This window comes from Saccharopolyspora sp. NPDC003752, assembly GCF_053605825.1.
This window is the reverse complement of sequence record NZ_JBSGJZ010000031.1, coordinates 88,337-101,757: the sequence shown is the minus strand read 5'-3', so window position 1 is coordinate 101,757 and position 13,421 is coordinate 88,337. Positions and strand designations below refer to the sequence as shown.

Genomic DNA, 13,421 nt, shown 5'->3' with positions numbered 1-13,421 from the left:
GTTGGCAGGGTTACCGCTGGGCACGTCAGGATCGGACTTGACGTGCTAACCCCACGGACAAATCCGGGGGTCTGCGCACTACGTCTACCTGATCAAACGCCCTTCAGAACACGATCAAGTGCCGCCCGGCCCACAGGTCCCCAGTTCGGCTTGCCACCGGGAAGGCCTCGATCTCCGTTCTGCCCCATGAGCATCAGGAAGAGGCTCTTCAGAGCGGCCAGCCCGCGGGCGCGCCGGATCGCCGCCTCGTCCGCATGCGCGTACATGTCGAAGAACCGTGCGGCCGTGCCCGCGGGTAGCAGCACCCATGCGGCGGCGAGGTCCCACGCCGGGTCGCCGGCGAACATGTCACCGAAGTCGACGATGCCCGAGAGCGTTCCGTCCGAGACGACGGCGTTCGCGGGATGGAGGTCGCCGTGCACCCACACCGGCGGGCCCTCCCACGCGTGGGCCGCAACGGCGTCGTCCCAGACGGCCCGGACGTCGGCGGCGATGTCGTCGGGGGCAACGGCCTGGAAGAAGTTCTCGAAGCCGTCCGTGCAGTTCCTGGGGTGGGCACCGCGGTCCGTGGCGATCGGCGCCTCGGCGGGCGCCTCCACGTGGAGCGCCCGGAGGAAGCCCGCCAGCGTGTCGGCCGCGTGGGCGCCGCGGCTAATCGAGCCGCGGTCCAGCGGCTCGCCGGGAACCCACGTCATCACGGTCCAGTGCTTGGGGAAGCGCTCGGACGGTTCGCCGAACCGCACCGGAGTCGGCACCGGGAGCGGCAGGCGCGGAGCCAGCACGGGTAGCCACCGCCGCTCCTTGAGCTGGAGCTCCGGGGTGGGGTCCATGCGCTGCATGCGCACGGCCAACTCATCCCCGAGACGCCACATCTGGTTGCCCCAGCCGCCCGCCACCTCGCGGATGGCCAGCCCCGCAAGGTCTGGATGCTGCTCCTGCAGCACGTCGCGAACCAGGTCTGCGGTGATCTCGATCTCGGTGTCGGTCATGCGAAGTCACAGTACTGCGGTGGCAGGCGGAGCGGATCTCGCTCCCCGGAACATCTCGCCATGATGCCTCTGGCATCATCGATTCGGTTTCAGAGAGCTACAGACCAGCGGCTTCGGGACGGACCGGCCAAAGTTCAGAGAAGCCGGGATCACACCGCCTTCTGCGGTGCTCGCCTCTACGCCCACCTTGGGATAGAATTCGGCAACGCCTGCGCGCGCTGCAACAGACCGGCGACATCCCGGCCCCCGCGACGCGCAGATCTTGCGACTCAAAGCCGACGAACGCGCACTCCGCGAGCGGCTCGCCGAGGCCACCGGCACGATCGACGAACTCAGCGACTTCCGCGCACAAGCCATCGCACGCCTGGCCACCCAGTCACCCGCCTACGCCGCGGCTGACGAGGACACCAGAACGTCGATCACACGCCTCCCACGGCGCAATGCGGTCATCGGCCCCTGCTGAAACGGGGCACCGGCAACCGAAACCACAAGCACAACACGCAGATCCGTCCCCACCAACAGAATCGAGCCGACAATGACATGGTCGATACCACGAATCACCACCGGCGCCGAACGCCGTTTGCTCGAGGTCATGCTCGACCGCAACCGGGCCGAGCTGATCAACACGGTGCGAGGTCTGCCCGAAGCAGAGGCCCGCCGCCGCCTCGTTGCGTCGCCGACCACCCCGATCGGATTGCTCAAGCACGCCGCAGTCGCCGAACGGATCTGGTTCCAGCACGTCCTGGCGCGCCTGCCCAAGAGCGAATGTGACGGCGGCACGACGGCGGGCGACGCCAGTTTCATCGTCGACGACAACGAGACCCTGGCCGACGTGATCGCCGAATTCGAGCGCGCCAGCGAGCGCTCGCGCGTGATCGCCGCCGACTTCGACCTCGACGACACCACGACGCACCCCGACCTCGGCGAGGTCAACCTGCGGTTCATCTACCTGCTCATCATGGAGGACTTCGCGCGCCACGCCGGCCACGGCGACATCCTCCACGAACAGATCAAGCATCCCGCCGCACCCACCGCCGACGTTTCAGAACAGCCGTGATCGAGTGATCTATGCCGCGAGGCAAGCGGCCAACCCCACGAGTCACCCGATGTGCGGTGCGGGGCCCGGCCTCCAAGGAGGCCGGGCCCCGCTCCGTGCCGCGATGCGACCGGCAGACGGCCACTGCGCCTGAGGCGCCTCGCGGATGTCCAGACCCCTCAGACGCAAAGCTTCCAGTCGCCGTTTTCCTTGACCAGCTTCAGGTCTGAGCTTTCCGGTGGCTGCCCGGGAAAAGCCGACTCGACGGTGGCACTGCCGGAGTCGCCGTTGTCCTGGACGCTCTTCACCGAGACCTGAACCGCCTTGAGCTGCTCCAGGTCCGCTGGCTTCGCCGTCTTGAGGAACTCTTCCTTCACCTGCTGCAGCTGTTCGATCTGCGGCATGGCCTGCTCGCACACGATGGGCCGGTAGTCATCCGCCGTGACGCTTCGGGGATCCTTGGTCTCCTTCATCGAAAGTGCCACGTAGTCTTCGGCGGCCGATTGCGCCGAACCACCTCCGAAGACCATGAGGCCAACGCCGCCACCGCCGGCCAGAACCACGACCGCCGCAGCGACGCCGAGGATCAGCCCGGTCTTCTTCTTTCCCGCTGCTGGGGTCGCATCAGATTCTTCCGGCTGCTCGTGGGCTGGTGCCTCGACCTCCTCGGCCTCGGCGAACACCGGGTGATCCTCCGAGGACGCAGAGTGCCCCGAGTCCTCGTTCTCCGGCTGCTCATCCAAGCCGCCCTGGTCGGGCTCTTGCCGTCGAGATGTCATACAACCCTTTCCGATGCGATCGCGGAACTACCTCTCCCCTGTGTACGCGACCGGGCCCGCCGGTTCCAACGTTCCATGAGCATCCTCGCGATATCCACGGTCCCCGAACCAGGAGTGGCCGCCTCGCCCACCGGGCCCTACTACCGCCCTTGGGCGCAAGGCGCCACACGCACCTGCGGAAACGGGCGACCGGGCGCCCCGGGGTTGACCCCTCCAGCAGCCTCCGCCAGTCTCATAGATACATAACGATGCATGCATATATGACTCACCGGGCTCTCGAATGACCGCGTTCGGGCATCGCGCCCGGACGCCGTTGTTCTGCAGCCACCTCACAGGGTTCGTCCCGGGTGGCCGCGATGGCGGGTGCAGCTGGCCTCCACAGTGGAGTCGGGCCGGGGCGGGCGCTCGTGCCGACAGCCTTATGATGATCTTCGGCCGAGGCCCACCCATCTCCTCGTCACCGCACCCGGCGCAGCGAACATCTCGCGCCGGCACATCCAGCCATCAGCCTAGGCACAGGGGCGCATGTCCTCTTTCACCGTGTCCGCCAGCGAGCAGACCCAGCCGATTCCCACCATCGTCGAACCTCGGGTGCGCCCGATTTGGTGGCAAGTCCTGGCAGTCGCGGCGCTCGCGCTGGCCGCGTTCAACGCTCGCACCGCGGTGACCGCGGTCGGCGCGGCATTGCCCGAGATCCGCACGACGCTGGGTCTCAGCACGACGGCGGTGGCGATCCTCACAGCACTGCCCTGCCTCTGCATCGCCGCGACGACGCTCCTCGTGCCACACCTTCGCCGCCGCAGCGGCACGCAGACCAGCGTCGTGGTGTTCCTCGGCGTCCTGCTCGCCGGCCAAGCAGTGCGCATCACCCACGGCCAGTGGCTGTTGCTCGCAGGAACCATCCTGGCCTGCTGCGCGATCGGAGGCCTGCAAGTCCTCTTGCCCGCCGTCTGCCGGCAGATCGGCGGCCTGCGCACCGCCGCGCTCACGACGTTGTCGGCCAGCATGATCGGAGTCGGAGCGGCCACGGCGACCGCGATCACTCCCTGGCTGACCACCATCCACGGATGGCGCGCGGGACTGGGAATCTGGATCCTCCCCGTCGCGGCCGCACTCTTCCTCTGGATACCGCTGTCACTGAGCCGAACGACGCGCGCCGAATCCCCACCACGTACGCCCCGCCGGCACCGCTCCCTCCTCAGAAGCGCTCGCGCCTGGTATCTGACCCTGTTCATGGGTCTGCAGTCGCTGCAAGCCCTTTCCCTGCTGTCCTGGCAGCCGGTCCTCCTACGAGCCACCGGAGTCAGCGCCGTCCACGCCGGCGCTCTCAGTGCCGGCAGCCTCGTGGTCAGCATCGTCGCCTCGATGGTCATCACCGCGTCCTGCTACCGCAGCACCACGCGCATCGGCATGTGGATGGTGCTGACCACCTGCAGCGGAGGTCTCGGTCTGCTGGGACTCCTCGTCGCCGCGACCACCGCTCCCTTCCTGTGGGCGGCGCTGCTCGGCGTGGGCATGGCCGCCCTCGCCCCCGCCCTCGCCGCCATACCCGCGCACACCACCGGAGACGACGAAACGACCCGGCTGTCCGCGATGGCCCAGGGCTACGGCTACCTGCTCGCTGCGGTCGGCCCCGCCCTCACCGGCACCCTCCGCGATATCACCGGCACCGTTGACTGGGCACTCGCCGCCCTCCTGTTCTTCTGCCTCCTGCAACTGCTCTTCGCCACCCTCGCGGCTCGTCGCCCCTACGACCTCGACCCACGGCGACCGTCCGACCGCGCGAGCCGACGCCACCCGCCCCACAGCGCTCCAGGAGGGAGACGATGTGCAGTGGCTGCGCGCACGACCACCAGGGTTCCCGGCTCGACGACCTGCTCCCGGTCCCCGAACGCGGGCTCGACGGTCAGGAAAGGCAGCTGATCTCCCGGCTTCGGCGCGTCACGCGGTCGGCCGGCGGTGCGCGAAACGGCGATGTCGTCGGCTGACGAGGTTGCGGCCGTTCACTCCGCCTCTGCCGTCGATGCGCCTCTCGGGAGCGGAATGCAGATCGTCTGCCCGATGTGGATGACGTCCGGGTTGGCGATGTGGTTGTAGTACCCCAGGCGCTGCCACTTCACGTTGTTCCGCTCACCGATCTCGGAGAGCGTGTCCCCGTCCCGCACGGTGTAGGTCTTGCACACGTTCGCGTTCTTCGACAGGCGCAGCGCTTGGCCGGGGAAGATGAGGTTCGGGTTCTCTATGTTGTTGATGTGCTGGAGTTCCTTCCACGGAACGTGGAACCATTCGCCGATCTCGGAGAGCGTGTCGCCCTCCTGCACCGTGTAAGTGTTGCAGTTCGTCATTGCTCAGCCTCCTCGTGGTCAGCTGCGCGCTCGGCGCACAGACGGCTCGTGTCCATGTAAGGCGCAGCCCGCGCGCTGCGGCAATGAGCAACGGGATCCATTGAGGATCCACCTGGCCGCGAACATGGCCGGTGCCGCAACAGCCGGGCATCGTTCAACGCGTTGGCAACGGCTCGACCCGGTCGGACAGGACCCGAATCGGCCGGTTGACGCCGTCGAAGGCGCTTACCGCCGAAGGCTTTCGGCCGGCAGTTCCATCGGGACGGTGGGAAGCATGATGCCCAAGTCGACCGGAGCGGCGTGCGAGACCAACGTCCCCTCCTCGGCGAGCTCCAGCAGGTTCGGGAGGGTGTAGGCCTCTGCGGCGCCCATGTCCACCTCGTAACCGAGGTCTTGCAGGCTGGCCACCGTGACTCTGCTGAGCGGATTGTTCTTCGCCGCGATGAACCCCGACATGAGTTCGTTGCGGAAGACGGTCTCGCGCCAGTGGCTGCCGCGAGTGCCGGCTCCGCCGGTGTTCTCCACCGGAACAGCCCGCGGTCGGCCGTCGCGCAAACGGCCGTATTCCTGCTTCGCGGCCCGGCCGGTGAACGTGGGGTTGTCGCTGTCCTCGTCCGCAAGCAGTTCCTTGCGGGACCACACCTGGCCGCCGACGCCGAGCACATGACCCATCTCGTGGGTGATCACGTCGTCGAGCGTGCCCTCTTCTTCCATCTTCTCCAGGTCATCGGTGTCGAACGACATCGCGCCCTTCGCAGGCAGGAAGGCCGAGGCGCCTGAGCCGGCCGTCCGGATGTGCGTCGGGCCGGCCTGGCCGAGGATCCTGCCGGGACCGTCGATGCGCACTCCTTGAGCGAGGATGAGGACGTCATCGATGACGTCACCCTCGATTTCGACCTCCGGCAGATCACCCACGATGACGCGAACCCACCGGTCCGCGGCCTGGGTGAACGCGGCCTGCTGCACCTCGGTCAGCCCGCCGAGGAACCGGACCTCGATGGCGAACGGGGACTCGGTTGCGGCAATCGCCTTCGCTTGACCTGCGTCGGCACGGGCGGTGTAGATCGAACGAATACCCGTCGCACTTTTCGTCATGACGAAAACCTCCTCCGCGAATAGGAAATTCGACAAGGTCTGGAATATTCCTTTCCAGTCCAGACGCGTTTCGAACATGGCACCACTTCCAGCGCTGGAACAACGGCCGAAGGTCCTGGCAGCATTGCCCGAAACCTTTGCAGGACAACGATAATCTCGTTCTGCCCTGCGGCTGATCGAGCGGCCGCGAGGCCGAGGAGTCGCGGCTGTCCCGGCCTCGCGACGACGGTCCAGGACCAATTGCCATACCCGCCACAGGCCCTGGCTTGGTATCGTGGATGAATCGGGCGTGCGATGCCTAGCGGCCAACTGAAGGGTTCTTGGCCAAGTGCCGCGGTGGCGCGGCGCTGGGGTGGTTCACAATGATCGAGCTCATCATCGTCGCCGCGACGAGGTTCTACCGGGAGGGGTTGGCCCTCGTCCTCCAGAACGTCGACGGGTTCGCGGTCCTCTCCACCCTTGCGCGACCGGAGGAGCTGGAGCCGGATCTGACCGCGCGCAAGCACGCCGTGGTACTGCTCGATATCGCCGACTTGCCGGACGGTCCCAGTGTCGTGATCTCCTTGCTGGCGAGGAATCCCGGACTGCGGATCATCGCCCTGGGCGTGTCCGATCAGGAACATGACGTCCTTGCGTATGCCGAATTGGGCGCGGCAGGTTACCTGACACGGGATCATTCGATCTCTGAACTGATTCGGACGATAGAGAGCGTCGCCAATGGGGAGTTGCGCTGTTCGCCGCGCGTTGCCGCTGCCCTGTGCCGCAGGGTGGCCGAGCTGTCGGCGGAGTTGCAGCCCAGTCCGGACGCGGAGGTCCTGAGTCGCAGGGAAGCGCAGGTCGCCGTGCTGCTGGAGCAGGGTTTGTCCAATCAGGAGATCTCCCGGCAGTTGTGCATCGCCTTGGCGACTGTGAAGAACCACGTGCACAACATCCTGGACAAGCTGGGGTTGCAGGGCCGTGCCGCGGCCGCTGCCTGGGCCCGGCAGCAACGCCTGGATCACTCCGTCCTTGTTCGTTCCACGCTGCACCAGGCCTTTCCGCCCAACAGCAGGCACCACTCCGACTGCCGCCCGGATTAGCCCTCGGGAGGGAATGCCACAGCGCAGCCGGTTGCCACCGGACCACGAATCGAAAGGCCTGATCATGCAACCTCGACACAAGCTGTCGGTTCCGCTCAACATCACGATCGAAGTAGGAGGATCGGCCACCGCCGAGACCGCTCAGGTCGCGCACCTCGATGGCGCGCCGCTCGAAATCGCCCGCCCCCGCTCCTACTACGAGGGCTACACCGGGTACGACCCAGGATTCCTCGGGCCCGAATTACCGCTACCGGAACTCTCCGGCGAACAGCGCCGCAATGCCGCGGAGATCGACAACGCCCCGCCCGGCGGAGATCCCACCGTCCTCCCGTACACGCACTTCAGCATCGTCGTGAACCGGCGCCGCCAACTCGCCTACTACACGGTGGTGAACATCGACGGCAGCAAGAGCGTCGATTTCGAACGGCAGGCGGACAAGTGGTACTTCGACTCCCGCATCGCGGAATCAGAGCAGATCGGCGAGGCCCTCTACCGGCGCAACGCGCTGGACCGGGGGCATCTCGTCCGGCGGCTCGATCCGGTCTGGGGAGACGACCTGGCACGGGCGAACGACGACACCTTCCACTTCACGAACTGCTCGCCGCAGCACGAGAAGTTCAACCAGGGGACGGAGCTCTGGCTGGGTCTTGAGAACTTCGTACTCGAGAACGCCGACCTCACGGACAAGAAGATGTCCGTGTTCACCGGCCCGGTCATGACCGATGACGACCCGCTGTACAAGGGCGCCCGGCTTCCCCTGGCGTTCTGGAAGGTCGTCGGCTACTGCAAACCCGATGGCGTGCTTCGCGTCTCCGCGTACCTGCTCGACCAAACGCAACTCATCGAAGACATGCTCCCCTTCGAAGCCATCTTCGATGCCGGGACGTACCGCATCTCGCTGGAACGACTGCGAGAACGCACCGGTCTTGATTTCCAGTACCTCGAACCGCACGAAACCCCCTTGACGTCCGGCGGGCTCGAAGCGCGAGCGCACAGCGTGCCGTTGAAGGACGACTACTCGAACCTGGTGCTCTAGCTTCGAGGGACGGGCGCCGGCAGGTGAACACGCCTGAATCCCGTTTGGATCGATGTGCTCATTGCTGTCGCTCACGCGCCACCGGCTTACTGGTCGTGCCCGCCCGCATTCCGGCGGACGGGCAGCTGTACGACGCGAGCGGAGGAACCATGCGATACCGCCCGATCGATCGAGATCCAGACGACGAGCGCCTGGGGCGTTTCCTCCCCGACGATTGGCGCCACGTCGAGAACTACCCGTTGACCGCCGCGAGCCGCCCCGCACAGGTACCGGTGGTGATCGGTGTCAACTGGTACACCGAATTCGACCGGCCCCAAGCGGGCCAGGACGGCGTTCCGTTCGTGGCCCGGGAGGGGGCGAAGTCGCTCACCAGGATCCGGGGCGGGCACGCCGTGTGCCTGGAACCCGGCGGCGAACCGGACCGCGAGCAGTGGTGGAAGTTCTACGACCAGGGAAGCGAGGGCGCCTGCGTCGGATTCGCCTGGACCCGGTGCATGACGATCCTGAACGACGAGTTGTACACGGCCTGGTGGCTGTGGGATCGGGCCAAGGACCGCGATCAGTGGCCCGAGACCAACCCGGGCGATTCCAACGGAACATCCTGTCGCGCCGCGGCCGAGGTGTTGGCCTCGACAGGGCACGTCGACTGGGCGGACTCCCAGGCCAACGACGACCACACCGAGCGCGCCCGCTACGTCGCCGACGCGGCCGACGGCATCAAGGTGTTCCGCTGGGCGGCATCGGTCGACGACGTGCATGCCGTGCTCGGCAACACCCGCGCGGACGAGCTCGGTGCCGTGCCGATCCTGAACTCCTGGGGCACCGACTACCCGCACCGGGTGTGGATGCCGGACGAGGTCCTGGATCGGCTGATGCGGGAGGACGGCGAAATCGCCGTGCCGACCGACCGCTAGCCCCGCCGGGACCAGCCGTTGAAGTCCAGCGCGAGCCATGGGCCGCGTGCCGGACCTGCTGGATCCCTTTTAGTTCCTCGAGAATCGCCTCTTCGTGATGGGAGTGGTCAGCCCGGTGTGACGACTCGGGGAGGAGACATGGAGTCACATCTCGGCGATGTGCCGTACTGGGAGGTCGAGTTCGACGCGAAGGGCGTGCCCCGCCAGGGTGGGAATCTGCCCGAGACCACCGCAACCGCGGGGCTGCGCGAGCTCTTCGTCTTCAGCCATGGCTGGAACAGCTCCTTCGGCGGCGCACGCGACCTGTACTCGACGATGTTCGGGCTCATCGCCGGGATGCTCCCGGACGAGCAGAGGGCGAATGCGGGGTTCGTCGGCGTGTTGTGGCCCGCGTTGCTGTTCCCCGAGGATGCCCCGGCCGAAACCGGCCCACCGGTCCCGCGGTCGTCGGCGACGCACGACCTGGGAGCTCTGGTGTCCCCACAGCCCACCGGAGAGATGTCCACCGGTGCCGACCTCGCGAAATCGCTCGCCCCTGCCTTCCCGAACCAGGAGGAGCGGCTGGAGCAGATCGGCCAGCTGCTCGACCGGCAGCCGCAGGACCGGGACCGGCTCTTGGAGTTCCTCCGCCTGGCGAGAGGACTCGTGACCACTTCCAGCAACGCGCCGGAGGACGCGGGAGAAGCGGCGTTGATGAGCGCACCACCGGGACGGGTGTTCGACGCGATGGCGGCCCTAGCGCCCGCCGACGGTGGGAGTGAACAGGCGTTCAATCCGTTCGGGCGGATGTGGCGGGGAGCGCGGGAGGCGTTGCGGGTCCTCAGCTACTACGAGATGAAGGAACGCGCCGGGGTGGTCGGTCGCGACGGTCTCGGCCCCCTGCTCGGACAGCTGGCGCACGCCACCCCCGGCGTGCGCGTGCACCTCCTCGGCCACAGCTTCGGCGCCCGGCTCGTCTCGTTCGCCCTCAGGGGGCTTCCGCCTGAGCGGCGTGGCGCGAACAGCCCGGTCAAATCCCTGTACCTGTTGCAGGGCGCTTTCAGCCACTTCGCGTTCGCACCGCGAGCTCCGGTGCGGGAGGGCGCCGGCGTGCTGGCCGATTGCGCCGACCGCGTCGACGGCCCGCTCGTGTGCACGTTCAGCGAGGCCGACCGCGCGGTCGGCTGGTGGTATCCCAACGCCAGCAGGCTGGCCTGGCAGGGCGCCGAGTTGGCGGACCGGATCAACTACCGCTGGGGAGCGATGGGCTACGACGGCTACCAGCAGAGCGGAGCCCAGACCGTCACGATGGCCCAGCAGGGCACGGACTACGGGTTCCAGCCGGGCGTCTTCTACCGCCTCGACGCCAACGACGTCATCAAGCGGAACCTGTCCTGGTTCGCCCAGGCCCACTGCGACATCCGGCATCCGGAGGTGGCGTGGGCCGCGGCCTCGGCCGCTCGATCACTGTGCAGGTGAGAGCCGTGAACGCCGCACGAAACACCGGTCAGGACGCCGTTCCACGACGAGGCTCTGACCGGCGATGGCCATGGGGGTTCAGGGCGCTGGCCCGCATAGACGAGCTGAGGGCATTCGTGGACTGGGCGGAGAACTGCTCCGCGCCGAGCGAGCTGTGCACCGAGAAGTTGGTGGCCCATGCCCGCACCCACCTGGAGTGCGCGCAGAGAGATGTCCGCGGCACTTGGTGGCCGCGGCAGGCTCACGGGGTGGACAGCGCGCTCGCCCACATCCACGCGGCCCACGTCCTCATCCTCCAGATCGTTTCGCTCGAAGATCTCCACAGCATGCTGCCCGACCTCCTCATGCTGATCGAGGCGAACCTGTCGCCCGAGGACAAACGCCGATTGTCCGTCGAGAGGATCTTCAAGAGCTCCGAGGGCGGAAGACTTGCACAATCCCAGCGGCAGACCGTGATCGATGCCGTGCGCGAGGCGTACCGGGTTCAGCGGAGTGAGGTCGTCCGCGAGCGCAGTTTCGCGCAACTCGTGTGGTGTTGGGCCATCGGCCTGCTGGGCATAGCCATCACGATCGCGTTCTTCACCACCTTCATCCCGAAACTCCTGCCGATCTGCTTCGGGCCCACCCCCAACGTGCCGTCAGCAGAAATAATCGAGCCACCCCGCGCACTGGTAGTCGTGTGTCCGCTCGGCCAAGATCGGTTCACCGGAAATCTGGACTTGAGCTCTGAATTGGCCGCATCGAGTGGCGACTACGCAGTCATCGAGGCAGTCGGGTTCCTCGCGGCGGCGGTGACCGCTGCCGCAACGCTGCACCAGCTCAGGGGCAATCCGACCGCGTCCAACGTGCCGCTCGCGCTCGCGTGCCTCAAGCTTCCCGCCGGTGCCTTGACAGCCGTGCTCGGGCTCCTGCTCATGCGCGGCGAATTCGTACCCGGGTTGACGTCCCTCGATTCGTCGGCGCAGATCATCGGCTGGGCCATCATCTTCGGAGCCGCACAGCACCTGTTCACGAAGGTCGTCGACGCCCGAGGCCGGGAAATCATGGAGGCGGCGCCACGACCGCAGCCCGCGACCGCGCCCCAAGGGGCACCGGCACAGCTGGAACCTCTCCACGGCCGCGCGTGAACCACGCCCGCCGCCAACGCATCGCCCGGCCCCAGGCGAATGGTGGGGTTATAGACCGAATGCCTTCGTGAGTAGGTTCTTGAACATGGAGGACGGCGGACCCAGCCGGACGGCGCTCATCACCGCGTACGCCCGCGCCTATCACCAGATCGCTGACCGGCCACCGATCTTCACCGACCCCCTGGCGGCACGTCTGCTCGGCGTCACCGCAGAGGAACTGATCGAATTGGCCACGACCGCAAGTGGTCTCCTCGGTGCCGGGGCGAGCGATCGGCCCCGCCGCCTGTTCTTCGCCGCCCGTGCCCGCTTCGCCGAGGACGCCGTGGCCGCGGCCATCGCCGCTGGTGTGCGGCAGGTCGTGATCCTCGGCGCGGGCCTCGACACCTTCGCCTATCGCAATCCGCGCCCGGACTTGCGTGTCTTCGAGGTCGACCACCCCGCCACTCAAGCGTGGAAGCGCGAACGCCTTGCTACGGCCGGGATCGACCGCCCTGAGACGTTGACCTTCGTGCCGGTCGATTTCGAAACCCAGACGCTTGCGGCTGGATTGGAATCCGCCGGGTTCGAACGGACGGACCCGGCCGCATTCGTGTGGCTCGGCGTCGTGTTCTACCTGACCCCGGACGCCGCCCACACCACCCTCGAATACATCGCTGGTCAGGCCCAGCCGGTCGAGGTGGTCTTCGACTACCTGCAGCCCGCGGCCACCGACGAGGACCGCGCGCACCAGCGGACACGTGCCGATCGGCTGGCCGGCGTCGGCGAACCCTTGTTCAGCTACTTCACACCCGACGACATCGCCGCACAGCTGCGCACCCTCGGGTTCACCGGCGTCGAAGACCACTCCGCCCCGGATCTCATCGCCGGCTACGACGAATCCGCAAGATTCGAGGGCGAACCGCCCGGCGCACTGCGCGCGATCCGCATACTGCGCGCGAGCCGCTGAGCCGAATGATTGGTATTCCGATGCCCGTCGGGCCGCGAAGCGAGCGTTTGGGGCCGGTGTCACGATTTCCCGCGGCATGAGCGGACGTTGCGAAACATGACGGCAATTGCCCGTCGACAAACGATGTGTTGGGCAAGGCCCAACGGGCGATCGGGAACATCAACAGTCAGCGGACAAGCATTGAGCCTTTTTCATCCTGGTCAGCCCGCAACCGCGGGTCGCAAAGCCGCACATCGATGAGGTGTCGCATGCGCCGCAGGCGCATAACCCACCTACGACACCCGCACCGCCGCGGGTTCTCAGAGGCTCCCTGGCGAGGACGGCCCCTCCGCCGTGTATTGGACATACATCAGGAGGGGCACCCACAGACCAGGGAGCCTCTGAGGTTCCGCTACCCGCACCGCCACGCAGAACGAGGCTGGAAAAACCTCATTGAGACATCCATCCTGTTGCACGACGGGGCATTTCATGGCCTGTGCGAAGGAGTTGGCCCATTGTCGGCGCTGTGACCTGCGGCGGGCCACCTTCGGTGGTCGAATGAGTGCGCGACTTCGCCGGTGAAGATGGACCGTTCGGCCTCCCTGTTGCACGAACCGGAATTTCGTGTCCTCTGTGGC

13 protein-coding genes are annotated in these 13,421 nt (G+C 66.9%); 9 read left to right on the top strand and 4 right to left on the bottom strand.

Features of this window, described 5'->3' with window-relative positions; all coding sequences use genetic code 11:
* Positions 1–92: 92 nt before the first annotated feature.
* Positions 93–989: an aminoglycoside phosphotransferase family protein gene (locus tag ACWEV3_RS31820; protein WP_452617414.1), complete on the bottom strand. Its 897-nt coding sequence runs from the start codon at positions 987–989 to the stop codon at positions 93–95.
* 262 nt (positions 990–1,251) lie between these two features.
* On the opposite strand from ACWEV3_RS31820, the gene ACWEV3_RS31815 reads away from it, so the two are divergent.
* Together ACWEV3_RS31815 and ACWEV3_RS31810 are read left to right on the top strand one after the other, a co-directional pair.
* A complete protein-coding gene (locus ACWEV3_RS31815) occupies positions 1,252–1,452 on the top strand; it encodes a hypothetical protein (RefSeq protein ID WP_452617413.1) in 201 nt (66 codons plus the stop codon).
* A 129-nt stretch (positions 1,453–1,581) separates the two neighbouring features.
* A complete protein-coding gene (locus ACWEV3_RS31810; protein ID WP_452617412.1) occupies positions 1,582–2,046 on the top strand; it encodes a DinB family protein in 465 nt (154 codons plus the stop codon).
* Positions 2,047–2,204: 158 nt separating this feature from the next.
* Here the strand turns inward: ACWEV3_RS31810 and ACWEV3_RS31805 are convergent, their stop codons facing one another.
* Positions 2,205–2,708, bottom strand: coding sequence for an Rv0361 family membrane protein (locus tag ACWEV3_RS31805; protein ID WP_452617411.1), 504 nt, complete (start codon positions 2,706–2,708; stop codon positions 2,205–2,207).
* 621 nt (positions 2,709–3,329) lie between these two features.
* Between ACWEV3_RS31805 and ACWEV3_RS31800 the strand changes: the two genes are divergently transcribed.
* Positions 3,330–4,727, top strand: coding sequence for an MFS transporter (locus tag ACWEV3_RS31800; RefSeq protein WP_452617410.1), 1,398 nt, complete (start codon positions 3,330–3,332; stop codon positions 4,725–4,727).
* 80 nt (positions 4,728–4,807) lie between these two features.
* Here the strand turns inward: ACWEV3_RS31800 and ACWEV3_RS31795 are convergent, their stop codons facing one another.
* On the bottom strand, positions 4,808–5,149 hold the full coding sequence (locus ACWEV3_RS31795) for a LysM peptidoglycan-binding domain-containing protein (protein ID WP_452617409.1): 342 nt from the start codon (positions 5,147–5,149) through the stop codon (positions 4,808–4,810).
* 225 nt (positions 5,150–5,374) lie between these two features.
* A complete protein-coding gene (locus ACWEV3_RS31790; RefSeq protein WP_452617408.1) occupies positions 5,375–6,484 on the bottom strand; it encodes a leishmanolysin-related zinc metalloendopeptidase in 1,110 nt (369 codons plus the stop codon).
* A 122-nt stretch (positions 6,485–6,606) separates the two neighbouring features.
* Here ACWEV3_RS31790 and ACWEV3_RS31785 point away from each other — a divergent pair, with 122 nt between their 5' ends.
* The 6 genes from ACWEV3_RS31785 to ACWEV3_RS31760 all read left to right on the top strand — a co-directional run bounded on the left by ACWEV3_RS31785 (position 6,607) and on the right by ACWEV3_RS31760 (position 12,804).
* Positions 6,607–7,323: a LuxR C-terminal-related transcriptional regulator gene (locus ACWEV3_RS31785; RefSeq protein WP_452617407.1), complete on the top strand. Its 717-nt coding sequence runs from the start codon at positions 6,607–6,609 to the stop codon at positions 7,321–7,323.
* A 64-nt stretch (positions 7,324–7,387) separates the two neighbouring features.
* A complete protein-coding gene (locus ACWEV3_RS31780; protein ID WP_452617406.1) occupies positions 7,388–8,359 on the top strand; it encodes a DNA/RNA non-specific endonuclease in 972 nt (323 codons plus the stop codon).
* 149 nt (positions 8,360–8,508) lie between these two features.
* A complete protein-coding gene (locus ACWEV3_RS31775; protein ID WP_452617405.1) occupies positions 8,509–9,273 on the top strand; it encodes a hypothetical protein in 765 nt (254 codons plus the stop codon).
* A 138-nt stretch (positions 9,274–9,411) separates the two neighbouring features.
* Positions 9,412–10,731 carry a hypothetical protein gene (locus ACWEV3_RS31770; protein WP_452617404.1) on the top strand — a complete coding sequence of 440 codons (1,320 nt, stop codon included), beginning with the start codon at positions 9,412–9,414 and terminating at the stop codon, positions 10,729–10,731.
* 248 nt (positions 10,732–10,979) lie between these two features.
* Positions 10,980–11,858 (top strand): hypothetical protein, encoded by an 879-nt coding sequence (locus tag ACWEV3_RS31765; protein ID WP_452617403.1) that lies wholly within the window; start codon positions 10,980–10,982, stop codon positions 11,856–11,858.
* A gap of 85 nt (positions 11,859–11,943) precedes the next feature.
* The gene (locus ACWEV3_RS31760) at positions 11,944–12,804 is read left to right on the top strand and encodes a class I SAM-dependent methyltransferase (protein WP_452617402.1); all 861 of its coding nucleotides are present in this window, start codon (positions 11,944–11,946) and stop codon (positions 12,802–12,804) included.
* The last annotated feature ends 617 nt before the right edge of the window (positions 12,805–13,421 follow it).

Bases quoted from the DNA above. Each gene is read 5' to 3' on its own strand.
- ACWEV3_RS31775 (WP_452617405.1), top strand. From the start codon at position 8,509: ATGCGATACCGCCCGATCGATCGAGATCCAGACGACGAGCGCCTGGGG.
- ACWEV3_RS31810 (WP_452617412.1), top strand. From the start codon at position 1,582: ATGCTCGACCGCAACCGGGCCGAGCTGATCAACACGGTGCGAGGTCTG.
- ACWEV3_RS31800 (WP_452617410.1), top strand. From the start codon at position 3,330: ATGTCCTCTTTCACCGTGTCCGCCAGCGAGCAGACCCAGCCGATTCCC.
- ACWEV3_RS31820 (WP_452617414.1), bottom strand. From the start codon at position 989: ATGACCGACACCGAGATCGAGATCACCGCAGACCTGGTTCGCGACGTG.
- ACWEV3_RS31785 (WP_452617407.1), top strand. From the start codon at position 6,607: ATGATCGAGCTCATCATCGTCGCCGCGACGAGGTTCTACCGGGAGGGG.
- ACWEV3_RS31760 (WP_452617402.1), top strand. From the start codon at position 11,944: ATGGAGGACGGCGGACCCAGCCGGACGGCGCTCATCACCGCGTACGCC.
- ACWEV3_RS31780 (WP_452617406.1), top strand. From the start codon at position 7,388: ATGCAACCTCGACACAAGCTGTCGGTTCCGCTCAACATCACGATCGAA.
- ACWEV3_RS31795 (WP_452617409.1), bottom strand. From the start codon at position 5,149: ATGACGAACTGCAACACTTACACGGTGCAGGAGGGCGACACGCTCTCC.
- ACWEV3_RS31770 (WP_452617404.1), top strand. From the start codon at position 9,412: ATGGAGTCACATCTCGGCGATGTGCCGTACTGGGAGGTCGAGTTCGAC.